Origin of the sequence: Mycobacterium sp. NPDC050853 (assembly GCF_040653875.1) — a bacterium.
In the GTDB taxonomy this organism is placed as follows: Bacteria; Actinomycetota; Actinomycetes; order Mycobacteriales; family Mycobacteriaceae; genus Mycobacterium.
On record NZ_JBFAGW010000005.1, the window covers coordinates 198,815 to 215,376 of the forward strand.

The following is a 16,562-nucleotide window of genomic DNA, read 5'->3' on the forward strand; positions in this document are numbered from 1 at the left end:
ACGTTTCGGGAAGGAACGGGGCAGAGGGGGTGCTGATATGACAGGACCGTACGACCCGTACCAGCAGGGCGGAGCGGGGCAGTGGGGTGCACCCGAGGGTCAATGGCAGGGCGGGCCGCCGCCGGCTCCGTATGGGTATGCGCCGTCCGACTACCCGGACGATTCGATCGGCCGCCTGTACGACGGAGTCCCGCAGGACTATGCCGTGCCCCCCATGTATCCGGGCCTGCCGGGACAGGACCCCAATGCGCCACAGAAACAGTCCAAACCGTGGATCCTGATCGCCTCGATAGCGGGGGCTGTCGTCGTCGTGCTCGTGGTGGTACTGGTGTTGATCCTCAACAGGGACAGCGATCCGCGGCAGTCGTCGGCCTCGCCGAGCGCCACGGTGTCGTACGCGCCCCCTGAGTTGCCGACCGGTGCACCGACCTACCTGACGCCGACTGCGGAGCCGCCTCGTACACCGATGGCGCCGCCCCAGGCACCGGTACCACCCCCGACGGGTCTGCCAAAGGCTCCGGGGCAGATCGCGGCGGTCGGCGACTGCATCGCGCTAGCAGCTCCCTCGGACTACAAGGCGTTGGCGTGTACGGACCCCAAGGCCGCATGGCGCGTGTTCGAGGTGGTTCCCGGCGGCAAGTGCAAGCAGACCTATACGGGATTTACGGCCGGTGATTTTTCGTATTGCATTACCCCGCAACTGCGCATTGGCTCCTGCTATCAAACGGCTGTGGTGATGGGAAGCACCGTCTTCGTCGCCGCAGATTCTTGCCAGTCCCCGAAGGCGTTCGCGGTGTTGTTCGTGATTCCGGGGACGAAGGAAGCGGCGCAATGTAAGGGCAGGCCGGGCGTGGTCCATTCTTTCGCGTTTCCCGACCCGCCGATGGCGATCTGCACCGGGGAGTTCGCTCCGTGATCTTGAAATCTGGGATTGGTCGATAATTCGGAAAACGTCTCCCGCCAGCGGGTATCGCGCCATACGATGAGCTCCTCAATCACGAGGGGGCATCATGATCACAAATTTCCGCCGGTATTCGACTGCCGGTTTACTCGCTGCTTCGGTCGCTGTGGGGATCGGCCTTGCCGCACCGGCGCATGCTGATGGCGAGGCCGAGTTCCTGCAGCTCATCAACGACAACATCCCCGGGGCGAACCCCTATAACGCGGGCAGCGCCGCGATGTACGTGCACGCCGGGAACATGGCCTGCGGGGTGCTGCGTAACGGCGGGACGAAGGACGAGGCGATTGCGGCCGCCACCTTGCTCCCGTGGTCGCCAAAGTGGGCGTCGAAGGCAGTGGTCGAGTACGCCCCCCAAACCATGTGTCCCGACGTCAAGCACTGACCTTCAGCGGGGCGGCCCGTTCTCGATGCGGGCGCGCAGCGCAGTCAGCTGATCGTCGTGCTCGGTGTGCCAGTCCGAGTCCACATACCAGGTGTAGCCGCCGTCGTGCAGCGTGGCGATCTTCTCTCGGGTGGCATCCAGATCGTTCCAGTCGGTGGTCGCCTCATGTACCACGTCGTAGGTGCCGGTGTGGCCTAAATCGCTTCGTGCGGTGCGTATTTCGCGTGCGGCATCGAGCCAGAGTTGCAACGGCGGATTCATGTCGAACTGTCCGTCGGCGGTGGTGATATTCGGCAGCAGCCCATCGCAGCGGGCCGCGCGTGACATGGACATGCGCGAGCCGAGTAACCCCACACACCAGGTGGTGATGCGCGGCTCCTGCACCGGCGGATCGGGCGCCATATGCGTCGTCGGCGTCACCTGGTAGTGCTTGCCCTGGTAGCCGAAGGGCTGGCCTCCCCATAACCCGAACATGACGTCGAGACCCTCGTCGAGCAGTTCGGCCCGGGTCTTCTTGCCTTGGTCGCGTTCGAATGCCAGCCAATTGTCATGCAGCGCACCCATTCCCACCGAAAGGATGACACGGCCCCCGGACAACCGGTCCAGCGTCGCGGTGGTGGACGCCAGATCCCACGGCTTGCGGCGTGGGAGCGGAGTGAGCATCGTCCCGAGCTTTACCCGGGTGGTGCGCATCGCTGCCGCCGTAAGCGCCACCCACGCGTCGACACCCCAGACCGGCTCCCATCCGAAAACCGCGTCCCAACCCGCTTCCTCGGCGAGCGCGGCCAGCTCGGCGACATCGGCCGCGTCTCCGGTCGTCAGGACAATTCCGTACTGCATGCCGGTCATGCGCGTGAGTATGCCGACGGGGTACGACAAATCCGGGTCGGGTAATACTGAGTCGGTGACTACCACCGATGCCGCGCTCGCCGCCGAACTCGCCCACGATGCCGGACAACTGTTGTTGCAGGTGCGAGCTGAGCTCGGGTTCGACGATCCCAAGGGGCTCGGCGCGGCCGGTGACAAGCGCGCCAACACGCTGCTGCTGGACAGGCTCGCCGCGGAACGCCCCGCGGATGCTGTGCTGTCCGAAGAGGCGGTAGACGACAAGGTCCGGCTCGCCGCCGAGCGGGTGTGGATCATCGACCCGCTCGACGGCACCCGGGAGTTCGGGATACAGGGCCGCGACGACTGGGCGGTGCATGTCGCGCTGTGGCAGGCGGACGGTAACGGCGGCTCCATCACCGATGCGGCCGTCGCGCTGCCCGCCTTGGGCACCGTGTTTCGCACCGACGAGACGCGGGTGACCCCGGCGCCGCGCGGGGATTCGGACCCGATTCGGGTTGTGGTCAGCGCCAGCCGGGCACCCAAACTGCTCACCGAGATGGCCGAGCGGATGAACATGGAACTGATCCCCATGGGTTCGGCCGGCGCCAAGGCCATGGCCGTCGTCCGCGGTGAGGCCGACGCCTATCTACACGGCGGCGGCCAGTGGGAGTGGGACTCTGCGGCTCCTGCCGGGGTGGTGCTGGCGGCGGGGCTTCATGCCTCGCGGCTCGACGGCTCCCCGCTGAAGTACAACGAGCCGCACCCGTACCTGCCAGACTTGCTCATGTGCCGGCAGGACCTGGCACCGCTGCTGCTCGATGCGGTGGCCGGGCGCCTCTAACTGCTCTGTGCCGCGCCTTCGTCGAGGCGGAGCCGGCGCTCGCGTAGCCATAGGTAGAGGGGGATCCCGCAGCCGATTCCCACGAGAAGCGAAACCGGGAACAAGAGCCACCAATAAGGGGTCCGGGTGCGCCGATGGTCGGCAATCGCCCAGATCCAGAACGCCACCAGCACCAAGCCGATATCGCCGAATAGGTGCGAGGCGGGCCAATTGGCGAACCATGATGTGAGGAAGAGCTTCAGGTCGACGCCATGCGCTATGCAGAATCCGATGGCAGAGCCGTTGAGCGCCAGGAAGCTGATAACGGTCAGCGCGAGCATCACCCGCTCGAGTGTGCGAGTGCGTTGGCGCTGAGGGGTTTTGGGCCCGTTGGTGTGGGCTATCGAGTGGGTCATCGATTCACTCCGCTGCGCCGACGCCCAGTGGGCGATTTCGCACCGCGATTTCCTTACTGAACTCCAGTGCATCCCAACCGGTTTCGACCGGTGTCAGGTCCGTGGGGCTCACGAATTGCGCTCCGCCGCTCACTTCGCGCTGCAGGTCTCGCCCAGTGATCGCACTGGCCGCCCAGCGTCCGCTGAGTAGCGCTGCCTCGGTACCGGGACCCCACGAGGTGCTCGAGCCCACGAGGAACAATCCTCTAATCTCGGTGCGAACACCCGGTCGTAGCGGGCCGAATTGCCTTGTGTTGAACTCGATTCCGTAGGCAGAGCCCTCCGAGGACCGGGTATAGCGTTCCTGGGTCAGCGGCGTGCTGGCCTCGCGGTAGACGATCGAGTCCTCGAAACCGGGGAACACCGTGGCAGCGCGTTCGATGAGGATGTCGGTGAGGTCTTCCTTCATCTGCTGGTATTCGGGCACACGCCGATATGAGGACTCCGATCCGGGCTCGATATGCCACAGCCGCGGGTTGTAGGGCAGGGGCAGCATGATCTCCACCGACGAGTGTCCGGATGGCGCATAGCGGGTCCCGTTGGGATCCTTCAAGTTCGAGCAGTGGATGTACACCGGGGCGAAGTCGCGGATCAGGTTCAGCCATTCCTGCGGTGTCAGCCCGGGGGCGCTGATTCGCCGCTCCAGTTCATCGAAATCGACAAGTGTCGGGAAAACGAACGCGTCGCGTGGCGGGGTTGTCTCGGCGAGATTGAGGCTAGAGCCGATGTACACGTTGAAGAACGGCAGGGCCATCCGGTACTTCTCGACGCGCCGCAGGGTGCGCCGGTTCAGGTGCTCGTGCCCGACAAGATCGCGGTACGTCTTCTTGATGTCGGCGTTGGAGACCACAACGGCTGCGGAGAATTGCTGACCGTCGTCGAGAGTTACGCCGGTGACCGCGCCCGACTCGATGGTGATCCGGGAGACCGACGCGCTCGTGAGCACCATGCCGCCCGATGAACGGACGACATCGGCGAGGTGCGCGGAAAGTACCTGGCCACCACCGTTCGGGTACCAGGTGCCGCCCTCAATGAACATGCACTGGAACACCGCGTAGATGGCGAAGGGGAGTCGGCTGGGTGGCGCGTCGACGCTGCCAAACGGCGGGGACAGGACGATCTGCAGGGCTGGGGAAAATCCGAAGAGCCGGAAGACTCTCGACATGGGCAGGCCCAGCAGCGGGGCGGCGATACCCGAGTGCAAAACTCCCGCAGCGGTACGGCTAAGGCTGGACAGACCCCGGTCCCGGTCCAGCCCGCGGCCGGCGCGGCGAACAAGCTTGACGAACCGCCGGATCTTTCTCTCCTCGTCGGGAAACGTATCGATCAGCCGGGCGAGGTAGTTGTCCCATCCGCGCGGAGTCGTGAATGTGTGCCCAGGCAGCGTGTACGTCTCGACACCCTTGCGGTCTAGTTCGGCAAATTCCACGCGCCCTTCGCCGCCCAAGCTCTTGAACAAGGCGGGCAGGATGCCGCCCGGGCCGCAGTCGCCCATGTGATGCACCCCGACATCCCATTCCCATTCACGTTTGCGCCGGAACACGTGAGACGAGCCGCCGATGACGTCGTACTGCTCCAGGACCAGCACCTTTTGGCCAACAGCGGCGAGGTGGGCGGCCGCGGAGATGCCGCCGAGGCCAGATCCGATGACGATCGCGTCCCACTTTTCTGCTGCCCTCTGCATTGAGGTTCCTCCGGTGCTCGTGATGATGTGGCGCTCATGGCGACCGGCGACTAGGAATACCGATCGGTATACCGGAAGTAGACCAGTCGATATACTTGCGGTCAAGCGCTGGACGCACGCGGGAAGCGGTGGAGCGCCGACACCGGCCGGTTTTCCCGCGGTCTGGCCGGTACCGGACCTCATGCATCACCGTCCCCGGGCGGCCCAATACAGTGGTGGCATGCAGTCCTGGGCGTCGGCGCCGGTTCCTGAACTCGACGGGCGTGGGCCGGAGCTGAGGCTCTACGACACGGCCGACCGTCAGGTGCGGCCTGTAGCCACCGGGCCCACCGCCACCATGTACGTGTGTGGCATCACTCCGTATGACGCGACCCACCTCGGCCATGCCGCAACGTATCTCACCTTCGACCTGATCTATCGGCAGTGGCTGGATGCGGGTCTGGACGTGCATTACGTGCAGAATGTCACCGATATCGACGACCCGCTCTTCGAGCGTGCCGATCGTGACGGCCTTGATTGGCGTGAGCTCGGGGATCGTGAGACCGAGCTGTTCCGGGGCGATATGACGGCCTTGCGCGTGTTGGCGCCGCGTGAGTATGTGCGGGCCACCGAGTCGATCGCCTGCATCATCGAGTTGGTCGAGAAGATGCTGGCTTCGGGTGCCGCGTACGTGGTGGATGACCCGGAGTATCCGGACGTGTACTTCCGGGTCGACGCCACCGAACAGTTCGGCTACGAGTCGGGATACGACATCGAGACAATGTCGCGGCTCTTCGCCGAACGTGGTGGCGATCCTGATCGGCCCGGTAAGGCCAACGAGCTCGATGCACTGCTGTGGCGTGCGGCCCGGACGGGAGAGCCGAGCTGGGACGCCTCATTTGGCGCCGGACGCCCCGGATGGCATGTGGAATGTTCGGCGATTGTGCTCCGGGAGCTGGGTGCGGGCATCGACATCCAGGGCGGCGGCAGCGACCTGATCTTCCCGCACCACGAATACAGTGCGGCGCACGCGGAGGCTGTGACCTCGCAACGCCGTTTCGCTCGGCACTATGTGCATGCCGGGATGATCGGGTGGGACGGGCACAAGATGTCCAAGAGCCGGGGGAACCTGGTGAAGGTGTCCGGATTGACCGCTGACGGTGTGGATCCGGCGGCGATCAGGCTCGGGCTGCTGACCGGCCATTACCGCGCGGATCGGTCCTGGAGCGATGCGGTGCTCTCCGATGCGCAGGGCCGCTTGGCCCGCTGGCGGCATGCGGCGGAGCTGCCCACCGCGCCGAGCGCGCGTGATGTGGTGTCACGGGTGCGGCGCTATCTCGCCGACGATCTTGATACGCCGAAAGCGCTTGCCGCCCTGGATAACTGGGTAACCGATGCGCTGGCCTACGGCGGTCATGACGTCGAGGCGGGCGCCCAGGTGCGCAACGCGGTGGACGCCCTGCTGGGAGTGCGGCTGTAGCGTCGGGCCATGGGAACGATGGCAGGTAAGACCGTCCTGATCACCGGTGGTGCCGGTGGAATCGGTGTGGAACTCGCGCACAGGCTGCGCGCCAAGGGCGCCAATCTCGTGCTCACCGACCTGGACGAGGTCAAACTCACCGCGATTGCCGACGAGCTGGGCCCTGATCACGTGCTGGTGGCGGTTGCCGATGTCTGCGATCTGGCGGCCATGGAGAATGCCGTCGCACGAGCAGTGGAGCGGTTTGGCGGGATCGACGTGGTGCTCGCGAATGCCGGCCTGCTGGCGTTCGGCTCGGTGCTGCAGATCGACCCGGCTGCCTTCAAGAAGCTGATCGATGTCAACGTGCTCGGGGTATTTCATACGGTGCGCGCGGCCCTGCCCTCGGTGATCGAACGGCAGGGGTACGTGCTCATCGTGTCCTCCCTTGCCGCGTACGCCGCGGCTCCCGGTGTCACGGCCTACAACGCTTCCAAGGCGGCCGTCGAACATTTCGCGAACGCCCTGCGTCTGGAGGTGGCGCACCGCGGCGTCGATGTCGGTTCGGCGCATATGTCGTGGATCGATACCTCGATGGTGAACGACCAGAAGGCCAACCTGTCGGCGTTCTCGGAGATGTTGACCCGGCTGCCACCGCCACTGGGCACCGTGACCTCGGTCGAAGCGTGCGGCAAGGCGTTCGTCAAGGGCATCGAGCGCCGCCGTCGACGCATCAACTGTCCCGGCTGGGTAGGGGTCACCCACTGGATCAAGCCGGTGCTGTCGACACCGCTCGGCGAGCTCCCCGTGCGGGGCATGATCCCCGAGATCCTGCCGCGTATCGACGCCGAGGTGGCCGCGCTGCAGCGCGCCACGCGCGGCGAGGTGGCTGGCGGCTAGCTACCTTCTTTGAGGGCCACCATTCTATACCCATTACGGGTATGGGGTGTCGGCGTAGGGTGGTGTCATGGTGCGCATCATCGCCTTGGCCACATCATCGTTGACAGTGCCTCGCGCCGCGTTCAGTCGTCGCGTCGGCGGCCTCGCGACGGCGGCGGGGCTGGCCCTCGCATTGGCCGCCCCCGCCTCCGCATCTGTCCCCGCCTCCGTCGACCCGGCGCGACCAGGACCGCAGGTACCCGATAACGCCCAGGCCGTGATCACTGCGCTGAAGCGCCGCGGGGATCAGGTCATCATCAACCGCAACGGCCCCACCAAACCGCTGTCGCAGTGCATCGCCACCTCGGTACGCGTTGGTCGGCACATCTACAACCAGGTACCGCAGCGCAAAGGACCGCCCACTCGCTCGCTGGCTTCACACGTCATGTATGTCACCGTCCAGTGTTAGATAATCCTTGTGCGCGACAACTGTTTTCCTTGCTGCGCAGTTGGTCGGCGGTGGCCGTCGTCTGACGTGGGTGCGGGCATGTCCTGGCAGCATGGGCAGTCCTTCATCATCGCCGGGGTGGATCCGGCCGCGGCGTAAACCGCTGCCATCGGGTCGGGGCCGGTCACATCTAAGTAGACGGTGCCCGCCGATCTTTGGCCCTCGGTACTGGGGACGGTAGTCACACGCCTGCCGGCATACACGGTTGACCAATACCCCCTGGGGGTATAATTTGGCGATATGAGTTTGCATCCGGATCACGCTGAGCACGTTGGCGCACATGAGCATCACGGCCATCAGCACGACGAACACTCAGGACATACGGACCATTCGGGCGATGGCGACCACCACGGTGGCCATGGCGATCACGTGGGGCAGTTTCGCAGGCTGTTCTGGATCATGCTGGCGCTCTCGGTACCGGTCGTCGCGTTCAACGACATGTTCGCGATGGTCATCGGCTATGAGCTGCCCACCACCGGATGGATCCCGTGGGTATCGCCGGTGCTCGGCACCGTCATGTACTTCTGGGGTGGCAAGCCATTCCTGACCGGCGCGGTCGGCGAGGTCCGCGGTCGTAAGCCGGGAATGATGCTCCTAATCGCGCTCGCGATCACGGTAGCCTTCGTCGCGTCGTGGGGCGCCAGCCTCGGCCTGATCGATCACCAGCTCAATTTCTGGTGGGAGCTGGCGCTTCTCGTGGTGATCATGCTTGCTCGGTCACTGGATCGAGATGCGATCTTTGGCACAGACCACGTCGGCGCTCGATTCGTTGGCGGCACTGCTGCCCGACACCGCGGAGCGCGTCGAGGGAGATGTGGTGGTGCCCGTGGCACCGGCCGATCTTCGGGTGGGTGACATCGTCGTCGTTCGGCCGGGTGGGTCGGTGCCCGCGGACGGTCGGATCACCGAGGGCAGCGCCCATCTGGACGAATCGATGGTGACGGGGGAGTCTCGCGCGGTACGCCGTCACAGTGGCGATCACGTGGTTGCGGGCACCGTGGCCACGGACTCTGGTCTGCGGGTAGAAGTCACTGCGGTCGGGGACGACACGACACTTGCCGGGATTCGGCGTCTGGTCGCCGACGCTCAGGCGTCCAGCTCGCGCGCACAGCGGATCGCCGATACCGCTGCAGGCTGGCTGTTCTGGTTCGCGCTCGGTGCGGCGGCGTTGACCGCTGTGGCGTGGACCGTGCTGGGAGAGCCGGATACCGCGGTGGTCCGCGTCATCACGGTGCTGGTGATCGCCTGCCCGCATGCATTGGGTCTTGCCATTCCGTTGGTGGTTTCCATCGCCACCGAACGGGCGGCCCGGGGCGGGGTCCTGGTGAAGGACCGGCTGGCCCTGGAGCAGATGCGCACCGTGGACGTCGTGCTGTTCGACAAGACGGGAACTTTGACCAAGGGTGCCCCGACCGTGACGGGTGTGGAACCCGTCAACGGGCGCGATGCCGACGCCGTGCTGGCACTTGCGGCCGCGGCGGAAACCGACAGCGAGCATCCGCTGGCGCGTGCCATCGTGGAAGCCGCTCGCGGTCGCGGATTGAAGATCGCCGCAGCCGGCGGCTTTGCCTCCGAGCCCGCCCTGGGTGTGACCGCGGATGTCGGAGGTGTGCAGGTCGCCGTTGGTGGGCCTGCCTTACTGAAAAGTCATGGTGCACAAGAACTGTCGATCGCCGAAAAGTGGCGGACCGAAGGCGCGATCATCCTGCATGTCCTTACCGACGGGCAGGTCGCGGGAGCGCTCCGGTTGGCCGACGATATCCGGCCGGAGTCCCGGGACACCGTCGACGCACTGCATAGACTGGGTGTCTCGGTCGTCATGATCACCGGTGATGCGCATGCGGTGGCCAACACCGTCGCGGCCGAACTCGGCGTGGATCGGGTGTTCGCCGAGGTGCGGCCCGAGGATAAGGCATCAGCGGTGGTGCAGCTCCAAGCCGAAGGGCGCATCGTGGCGATGGTCGGTGACGGTGTCAACGACGCACCCGCGCTGGCACAAGCCGATGTGGGCATTGCTATCGGTGCAGGAACCGATGTCGCGATCGCCTCCGCCGGTGTCATCTTGGGGAGTTCCGATCCACGTTCGGTGCTCTCCGTCATCGAGTTGTCGCGGGCCAGCTACCGAAAATGAAGCAAAACCTCTGGTGGGCAGCCGGATACAACTTGATCTCGGTTCCCTTGGCGGCCGGGGTGCTGGCCCCGATCGGATTCGTGCTGCCGATGAGCATCGGAGCCATCCTGATGTCGGCGTCCACCGTGGTGGTCGCGCTCAATGCACAATTGCTGCGCCGCTTGGATCTTCGACCAGAAGAGAGCGTGCGGCGAATCCTCGGTAGGTGAGCGTCAGCGGCTGATCGGACGGTTCAGTGCCGCCGCCGCATCGATGATGGCCGGGTGGTCGAGGTCGAGGAGTTCGACTCGCTCCAGTTTCGGGCGGTGCCAACTTGCCAGCACCGGCCACGACGGGCGGTGATATGACCACCATCTGACGGCCTGCCACCGCTGGTCCCCGCCGTCAGCCATGGTCTCCGACCAGATCTGATGTCCCCACGCCTGGGTGATGGCGAGGTTCCGCGCTACCACCTGCGTAGGGCGAATTCCAAGCCTGACAAGTTGTTTCGCATCATCGAGATCGCATACCCGTAGGTTGTCGGGAAGGCTGAACACTCCGAGCGCCCTGCGGGTACCCAGCAAGGGGAACTCCAGTATCGAGTCGTCCCAGATCTGTAGATCGCCGAACACCTCTCCGCATGCCACCTCGGGTCGCGTTCCCAAGTACCAGACGTAGTAATCGGGATGGTCGATTCGGCCACTGCGTTGCGGTCGGTGCTGGTACAGCGGATGTCCAGGTTGTCCCGTCTTCGCGTCCGCGAGGTACGGGAAGATCCGGTAGGCCAGCATCTACGAAAAGGACCCCGCGGTAACCGCATCCAGCGCATCGAGGACCCGGCCCGGCCCCTCGCTCAGCAGCACATCCAGCGGGCGGGCGCCCCCGAGGTAGCTGTTCGCACTTTCCAGCCACGTTGTCGCGGCGGGGTCACCCCACACCAGACGCGCCCGGGACACAACATGCTCCAAGTCGATGATGAGGGGGGCGGTACGGCCGCCGGGGCGTTCCTCGCCGGAGATCCACCGTGACGGTTGCGACCGATTCACCCCGATAATCCGGGCCAACTGCGCGGCCCCGCCAACGGCGTCCACCAGGTAGGACACCCGCAGCGGAGCAAGCGGATCATCGGCCGGCTGTGTGGCGACCGCCAGGCCGCCGACCACCACACGTTGGGGCGTGCTCACCGCGCGAATCGCCGTCGACCCGCGTTTTTTCGCAGGCCCGGAAGCCACTACCGCCTTGCCGGTGGTGTTACGCCGTGTCGCTGCCATGTCATAAGTGTACCCAACAAGTTTGTTGGGCATAGGTCAGCGCGTCTGGGCTGACAGCACCTCGATGACGTGATCTACGGAGGCGCCGCCGAGTAGATCCTGTACCGGCAGCTCAAAGTCGAGTTCAGCCTGCACACGCCGTCGAAACTCCAGTGCCTGCAATGAATCCAGGCCCATCGCCACCATGGGCATGGCGGTGTCGATGGAGTCGGCGTGGTCGGCACCGATGACCTCGGCGAGCAACTGCACCAGATGTCCGGAGCGGTTCTCGGGCGCCACCGCTGCGGGCCGAATGATCTCGGTGTGCGCTACCGGCCTGCTGTTGTCCACAAGCTCGGAGAGCAATGGTCCGTACCCGAACAAACCCAGCACTTCGCGTGCCTGCGTGAGGTCGAACGCTCCGACCAGGGTGTTGCCGGTGTGTCGTCTCATCCCGACGGCAAGAGCATCGGCGGGCCGCATCGGATGGACCCCCGCGGCGGCCAGTTTCGCGATACCCGTGTCATCGAGATCGAGGTGCACGGTCCATTGGCCCCACTGCACGGATACGCAATCCAGCCCGGCGGAACGTTGACGGGCCGCGATCACGTCCAGCATCCGGTTGCCCGCCGCATACATCAGCTGGCCCTTGCCGCCGATCGTCGCTGCCAGCGATGAGCACAACATGACGCGGCAGGAATCGGTACGGGGCAGGGTGTCGAGAACATTCGTGATGCCCCCGACCTTGGCGCGTAACGCCTGTTGGAACTTCTCGGTGGTGACCTCGGTGAGCGGAACATCCGAATAGTCCACTGCGGCATGGATGATCAGGTCCGCGGGTGATTCGCGCAGCTCATCGGCGAGCTCGGCGACGGCGGACGCATTGGTCACATCGCAGGAGAGCACACGGACCACGGCACCGGTGCCGCGCCGGATGGCGTCGAGGCGTCCGGTCACCGCGGTTGTCTCGCCGGAACGGCTAATCAGGGTGATATCCCGGGTACCCAGGCGGGCATAGTGCTCGCAGAATTCCTGACCGAGTTTTCCGGTGCCCCCGGTGATCACGACGTGATCGGGTACCGCAGTGGCAGTTTCGCTGTCATCGTCCAGGCCGGCGTCCAGGATGCGCTTGGCGTACATGCCGTCTGCCCGGAGCGCCAACTCCGATTCTCCGGCCGATTGCAGGGCGGCCAAGACGACGCCGGCACTGTCCGGGTGCGCGATATCGAGCGTGAGGTCCAGATGTCGGAAGGCAACCCCTGGATGCTCGGCACCCATGCAGCGGAATCCGGCGGCGATCGCGGCATGCACCTGATGCGACGACGTGTCTGCGCTAGCGATCTCTTCGCCGCCGACCGTGACAATCCAGCATCCGGTCACGGAGCTCGATAACTCTGGCCACCATGTGCGGTCGCCGAAGAACTGTGCCACCGCGTCGGCGGCCCCGGGATCATCCGGTTGTCCCGCAGCAGGAAGCACGATCACCACCGTGTCGGCGTCGCCGGTACCGGATACCGCTGCGTTGCCGATGATGTGGGCCGATGAACCGAAATCCGATGCACCCTCGCGGAGTGCCTCGGTGAGCGCCCCGGCCTCGCCGGTGGCGTCGATGAATCCGTAGGACCTTGGCGGCATCATCGAACGCCGGGTCACCTTGGTCCAGGCCTCGCGCAGTAGCCGAGGATGTGCCGGAGACTCGACATGGTCTGCCGGACGATCGGCTTCCAGTGTGACGGGGGGCTGCTTGATAACGGAAACTCCGCTGTTCGCCCAGCGGTACGACAGCCAGAGCGGAACGTCGTTGTTCTGAACATTCGGGAACTCGCGCAGTGGCAGCGACACGAGTTCGGATGTCTCGGTGCGCAGCGCGTCCCAGTTGTAGTTGAGATCGTGGACGGCGAGGTTCGCGAGGTTGGCGGTGAACTCGGCAAGATCCGTTGCGGTCCGGGTGGATGTGCCCACCACGCACGCGCTGCGTTCGGAGTCTAGAGCCGCGAGGTTCTCGCGGATCGCCAGCTGCAAGGTGGGGTGTTCGGCCAACTCCACGAAGGTGTCGACCTGCGCCGTCACCGCGGTCGCGATGGCACGATCGAAGCGGACGATATTGCGCAGGTTCCAGAACCAATACTGATCCACGGGCACCTCAGAGGTAATCGGTGCGCCGAGTGTTGATCCGATGCAATCGATTTCAGAGGCGGCGAACTCGCTGACGCCGAGACTTTCGACAAGTGCCTTGCGAATCTTGGCACCGATAGAGGCGATCATGCTGGTGTGCGCCGGGTATCGCACCGGGATGATCCGCGCGAAGACCCCGTCTTCGGTGAGGCGCTCGACAATCTGCTGGACCGTCTCGCGTTGGCCCGAGATTCCCACCATCGAGGGGGAGTTGATCACCGAGAGTTCGGCCCAACCCGATTGCCGGGCAAGGAGTTCCTCGCAGGCGTCGCGATCGGCAGCGATCACCGCCATGACGTAGTCGTCTGCCGGGAATTCATCCGCGATCCGGGCCCGTGTGCCCACCACAGTCACCGCGTCGGCAAGGGACATGGCACCGGAGACATACGCCGCGGCTATTTCACCCTGACTGTGTCCGATCGCGACATCCGGGGTGACACCCACCGAACGCCACAGTGCGGCCAGGCCTGCCATCTGAGTGAACAGCGCGGGCTGGACAACACGTGCGCTGTCATCGGCGGGAAGGTGCTCATCGAGAAGATAATTCAGCGGTGAACGGCCGAACTGCGTGCCGAACAGTTCCGAGCAGCGGTCAACCTCGTCGCGAAAATCGGGGAACCGATCGTAGAAGAGTCTTCCCATTCCCGGACGTTGTCCGCCCTGCCCGGGGAACACGAATCCGCGTCGGCGAGAGGTCGCGGGCTCGGTATTGCGGACCACGTGGGGGTGGTTCGCGCCAGTAACCACGGCCCGCAGGGCGGCTACCAGTTGATCGTGGTCTTCGACGGTGATCAGCGCACGATACCGGCGCGCGGCCCGGGTTCGAAAGATCATGCCCGCAATGCGATTCGGGGCGATTCGCGGGTGGTCAAGCACGTACGCGAGGAGCGCCGAGGCTTCCCGGCGCAATACCTCTGGGGTGTCCGCGGAGAGCAGGACGGGGGTGGTGCCGTCGGGTAAGCGGTGGCTAGACATCGTCGCCGTCCTCTCCCACTGCATCGCTGGCGGGCATCGCGATGATGGCGTGCGCGTTGGCGCCCCCGGCCCCGAAGGAGGAGACAGCGCCGTACCGGATGCCGTTCTTCGGCTCCCAGCGGTGCAGCTTCGTGGCCAGGCGGATCCCGGTCATCGACCAGTCGACCTTGGTGGTGGGGTTATCCGCGAACAGCGTCGGTGGGACGTGTCCATGCTGACCGGCCAACAGCAGTTTGATCAGGCCCACCATTCCCGCCGCCGATTGTGCATGTCCGGCATTGGATTTCGCAGATCCCAGCAGTGCGTTGGAGCCTCCGGCTCCGTATGTGCTCTGCAGCGCCATGATCTCCAGCGGATCGCCGGCGCGAGTGCCGGTGCCGTGTCCTTCGAGCATCCCGACATCGGCGGGATCGACACCGGAGGCGGCGATGGTCGCTGCGACCAGTTTTGCCTGGGCGCGCCCGCGTGGCACCAGGATGGGTTTACCCCCGCCGTTGTGATTGGTGCGGATGGCCATGATGCGCCCGTACACCCGGTGCCCCAGGGTGCGTGCGCGTGATTCACGTTCCAGCACAACCATTCCCACGCCTTCGCCCCAGAGGGTGCCGTTGGCCTCATCGGAGTACGAGCGGCAGTGCCCATCGGGGTCGAGTGCGTGCATCCGAGAGAACTCATAGAACCCGCCGGGTGAGCCCATGATGCAGACGCCGCCGGCGATGGCCCACTCGCATTCGTCGGCCCGAACCGCGGTGGCGGCGACATGCAGCGCGGCCAATGAGGACGCGCACGCCGAGTCGATGCACATGGACGGCCCGATGAGTCCCAATTGGTGCGAGATACGACCGGCGGCGCCCAATTGTCCTCGACCGACCACACGCATTCCGCTGTGGGCGTTGACTTCACCGACCGGCGGCCCGTACTCGTTGGGGGAGATACCGATGAAGCAACCCGCCTCGGAGCCGTCGAGTGCTCCAGGGTTGAGGCCGGTGTTCTCTAAAGCCTTCCACGCCGACCGCATGGCCACCCGTTGCTGCGGGTCCATGGCGACTGCTTCGCGCTGCGTAATGCCGTAGAAAGTGGGGTCAAAAGTGCTTGCACTGGAAAGGAATCCGCCGGCGTCGGAGACCCGGCCCCAGCCGTCGAGATTGGACAGCGACAACAGCTCGTCGACGGGCCAATCGCGATCGCGGGGGAAAGGGCAGACGAGCTCACGACCGTCGGCCAATGCGTTCCAGAACGCTGCGGGGGTGTCGATTGCCCCGGGCATCTCGATCGCCATCCCGGAGATGACAACGGGATCGGCGTCGGCGACGCTCATCGTTGCAGCGAGTTCGCGCGGGCTGCGTTCGCGGTCAGCAGCTCAGCCAGAGCCTCGGTCTGGGAGTTCAGGAAGAAATGTCCGCCATCGAACAACGTCACGTCGAGTTCGTTGGTGTGCTTGCCCCAGCCGTAAAGGTCGCGCATGGTGATCATGGGGTCTTGGTCCCCACCGATCGAGTGGATACGTGCCGCAACCTTGACTTCCTCGATGCATCCGTACGCGTTGAAGGCCCGGTAGTCACCCTTCATGACCGGTAGTGCCATCCGCATGACGTCGAGATTGCCCATGATCGCGGAATTCGTACCGTCGAGGGCGCCCATATGCGCCAGTACCGCGTCATCGTCGGTCGGCAGGGCGGGCTTGTCAGCGATATTGGCCGGCGCCACCGCCGAGGAGACGGTCAGTTGACGCACGTCCAGTCCGGCGGCCTCTGCCAGTCGGACGAACTCGAAGGAGACCACCGCGCCCATGCTGTGGCCGAACGTATGGATCGGAAGGCCGCGATTGTGTTCCGATGACTCGAACTCGGCGAATGCTCCCGACGCAATATCAGGGAGTGTTGGCAGGGCCGGCTCACCCGCGCGATCTTGGCGCCCGGGGTATTGAAATATCACGACATTGAAATTTGCTGAAGCAGCCTTCGAGAGTGTGCGATATGCCGAAGCGCCAGCACCTGCATGCGGAAAGAGTAGTAGTAATGGTGCATCGGGTGACTCCGGCTTATGGAACTGCCTGATCCATCCGAGTTTGCGATCCACGTCGAGCTTCCTTCCAAC

General features: G+C 65.0%; 15 protein-coding genes and 1 pseudogene. 7 read left to right on the top strand and 9 right to left on the bottom strand.

Features of this window, described 5'->3' with window-relative positions:
• Window positions 1–37: 37 nt before the first annotated feature.
• Together AB0H22_RS17955 and AB0H22_RS17960 are read left to right on the top strand one after the other, a co-directional pair.
• Complete coding sequence (locus tag AB0H22_RS17955; protein ID WP_180751381.1) at window positions 38–916, top strand: hypothetical protein; 879 nt, start codon at window positions 38–40, stop codon at window positions 914–916.
• Between the two features lie 94 nt (window positions 917–1,010).
• A complete protein-coding gene (locus tag AB0H22_RS17960; RefSeq protein ID WP_180751380.1) occupies window positions 1,011–1,343 on the top strand; it encodes a DUF732 domain-containing protein in 333 nt (110 codons plus the stop codon).
• A gap of 3 nt (window positions 1,344–1,346) precedes the next feature.
• Here the strand turns inward: AB0H22_RS17960 and AB0H22_RS17965 are convergent, their stop codons facing one another.
• Window positions 1,347–2,192: an LLM class flavin-dependent oxidoreductase gene (locus AB0H22_RS17965; protein ID WP_358147770.1), complete on the bottom strand. Its 846-nt coding sequence runs from the start codon at window positions 2,190–2,192 to the stop codon at window positions 1,347–1,349.
• Between the two features lie 55 nt (window positions 2,193–2,247).
• On the opposite strand from AB0H22_RS17965, the gene AB0H22_RS17970 reads away from it, so the two are divergent.
• Entirely contained in the window at window positions 2,248–3,012 is a 765-nt protein-coding gene (locus AB0H22_RS17970; RefSeq protein WP_180751378.1) for a 3'(2'),5'-bisphosphate nucleotidase CysQ, read from the top strand.
• Here AB0H22_RS17970 and AB0H22_RS17975 read toward each other — a convergent pair.
• Window positions 3,009–3,407 (bottom strand): DUF2834 domain-containing protein, encoded by a 399-nt coding sequence (locus tag AB0H22_RS17975; protein ID WP_358147772.1) that lies wholly within the window; start codon window positions 3,405–3,407, stop codon window positions 3,009–3,011. The genes AB0H22_RS17970 and AB0H22_RS17975 overlap by 4 nt on opposite strands.
• Window positions 3,408–3,411: 4 nt before the next feature.
• Window positions 3,412–5,130 carry an NAD(P)/FAD-dependent oxidoreductase gene (locus AB0H22_RS17980; RefSeq protein ID WP_358147774.1) on the bottom strand — a complete coding sequence of 573 codons (1,719 nt, stop codon included), beginning with the start codon at window positions 5,128–5,130 and terminating at the stop codon, window positions 3,412–3,414.
• A 220-nt stretch (window positions 5,131–5,350) separates the two neighbouring features.
• Between AB0H22_RS17980 and mshC the strand changes: the two genes are divergently transcribed.
• The 3 genes from mshC (at window position 5,351) to AB0H22_RS17995 (ending at window position 7,916) form a co-directional block, all read left to right on the top strand.
• Window positions 5,351–6,589 carry a cysteine--1-D-myo-inosityl 2-amino-2-deoxy-alpha-D-glucopyranoside ligase gene (gene mshC, locus AB0H22_RS17985; RefSeq protein WP_180751375.1) on the top strand — a complete coding sequence of 413 codons (1,239 nt, stop codon included), beginning with the start codon at window positions 5,351–5,353 and terminating at the stop codon, window positions 6,587–6,589.
• Window positions 6,590–6,598: 9 nt separating this feature from the next.
• Window positions 6,599–7,468 (top strand): SDR family oxidoreductase, encoded by an 870-nt coding sequence (locus tag AB0H22_RS17990; protein ID WP_358147777.1) that lies wholly within the window; start codon window positions 6,599–6,601, stop codon window positions 7,466–7,468.
• A gap of 67 nt (window positions 7,469–7,535) precedes the next feature.
• Window positions 7,536–7,916 (top strand): hypothetical protein, encoded by a 381-nt coding sequence (locus AB0H22_RS17995; RefSeq protein ID WP_358147779.1) that lies wholly within the window; start codon window positions 7,536–7,538, stop codon window positions 7,914–7,916.
• Here the strand turns inward: AB0H22_RS17995 and AB0H22_RS18000 are convergent.
• Window positions 7,913–8,158 (bottom strand): DUF1942 domain-containing protein, encoded by a 246-nt coding sequence (locus tag AB0H22_RS18000; RefSeq protein ID WP_358147782.1) that lies wholly within the window; start codon window positions 8,156–8,158, stop codon window positions 7,913–7,915. The genes AB0H22_RS17995 and AB0H22_RS18000 overlap by 4 nt on opposite strands.
• Before the next feature lie 196 nt (window positions 8,159–8,354).
• On the opposite strand from AB0H22_RS18000, the pseudogene AB0H22_RS18005 reads away from it, so the two are divergent.
• Window positions 8,355–10,295, top strand: a pseudogene (locus AB0H22_RS18005) (heavy metal translocating P-type ATPase).
• A 3-nt stretch (window positions 10,296–10,298) separates the two neighbouring features.
• On the opposite strand, the gene AB0H22_RS18010 reads toward AB0H22_RS18005, so the two are convergent.
• Genes AB0H22_RS18010 through AB0H22_RS18030 form a run of 5 tightly spaced genes read right to left on the bottom strand, consistent with a single transcriptional unit; the run spans window position 10,299 to window position 16,544 of the window.
• Window positions 10,299–10,856 (bottom strand): RES family NAD+ phosphorylase, encoded by a 558-nt coding sequence (locus AB0H22_RS18010; RefSeq protein WP_358147784.1) that lies wholly within the window; start codon window positions 10,854–10,856, stop codon window positions 10,299–10,301.
• Entirely contained in the window at window positions 10,857–11,336 is a 480-nt protein-coding gene (locus AB0H22_RS18015; protein WP_358147786.1) for an MbcA/ParS/Xre antitoxin family protein, read from the bottom strand. It lies immediately after the preceding gene.
• A 36-nt stretch (window positions 11,337–11,372) separates the two neighbouring features.
• A complete protein-coding gene (gene nbtC / locus AB0H22_RS18020) occupies window positions 11,373–14,465 on the bottom strand; it encodes a nocobactin polyketide synthase NbtC (RefSeq protein ID WP_358147788.1) in 3,093 nt (1,030 codons plus the stop codon).
• Window positions 14,458–15,783 carry a polyketide synthase gene (locus AB0H22_RS18025; protein WP_358147790.1) on the bottom strand — a complete coding sequence of 442 codons (1,326 nt, stop codon included), beginning with the start codon at window positions 15,781–15,783 and terminating at the stop codon, window positions 14,458–14,460. The genes nbtC and AB0H22_RS18025 overlap by 8 nt, the downstream gene beginning before the upstream one ends.
• Window positions 15,780–16,544, bottom strand: coding sequence for an alpha/beta fold hydrolase (locus AB0H22_RS18030; protein WP_358147793.1), 765 nt, complete (start codon window positions 16,542–16,544; stop codon window positions 15,780–15,782). The genes AB0H22_RS18025 and AB0H22_RS18030 overlap by 4 nt, the downstream gene beginning before the upstream one ends.
• Window positions 16,545–16,562: the final 18 nt, after the last annotated feature.

What these genes read in the sequence shown, in the direction of transcription:
- AB0H22_RS17980 (WP_358147774.1), bottom strand. Translation starts at nt 5,130, where the DNA reads ATGCAGAGGGCAGCAGAAAAGTGGGACGCGATCGTCATCGGATCTGGC.
- AB0H22_RS17960 (WP_180751380.1), top strand. Translation starts at nt 1,011, where the DNA reads ATGATCACAAATTTCCGCCGGTATTCGACTGCCGGTTTACTCGCTGCT.
- AB0H22_RS17975 (WP_358147772.1), bottom strand. Translation starts at nt 3,407, where the DNA reads ATGACCCACTCGATAGCCCACACCAACGGGCCCAAAACCCCTCAGCGC.
- AB0H22_RS17995 (WP_358147779.1), top strand. Translation starts at nt 7,536, where the DNA reads ATGGTGCGCATCATCGCCTTGGCCACATCATCGTTGACAGTGCCTCGC.
- nbtC (WP_358147788.1), bottom strand. Translation starts at nt 14,465, where the DNA reads ATGTCTAGCCACCGCTTACCCGACGGCACCACCCCCGTCCTGCTCTCC.
- AB0H22_RS17965 (WP_358147770.1), bottom strand. Translation starts at nt 2,192, where the DNA reads ATGACCGGCATGCAGTACGGAATTGTCCTGACGACCGGAGACGCGGCC.
- AB0H22_RS17990 (WP_358147777.1), top strand. Translation starts at nt 6,599, where the DNA reads ATGGGAACGATGGCAGGTAAGACCGTCCTGATCACCGGTGGTGCCGGT.
- AB0H22_RS18015 (WP_358147786.1), bottom strand. Translation starts at nt 11,336, where the DNA reads ATGGCAGCGACACGGCGTAACACCACCGGCAAGGCGGTAGTGGCTTCC.
- mshC (WP_180751375.1), top strand. Translation starts at nt 5,351, where the DNA reads ATGCAGTCCTGGGCGTCGGCGCCGGTTCCTGAACTCGACGGGCGTGGG.
- AB0H22_RS18010 (WP_358147784.1), bottom strand. Translation starts at nt 10,856, where the DNA reads ATGCTGGCCTACCGGATCTTCCCGTACCTCGCGGACGCGAAGACGGGA.
- AB0H22_RS17955 (WP_180751381.1), top strand. Translation starts at nt 38, where the DNA reads ATGACAGGACCGTACGACCCGTACCAGCAGGGCGGAGCGGGGCAGTGG.
- AB0H22_RS18025 (WP_358147790.1), bottom strand. Translation starts at nt 15,783, where the DNA reads ATGAGCGTCGCCGACGCCGATCCCGTTGTCATCTCCGGGATGGCGATC.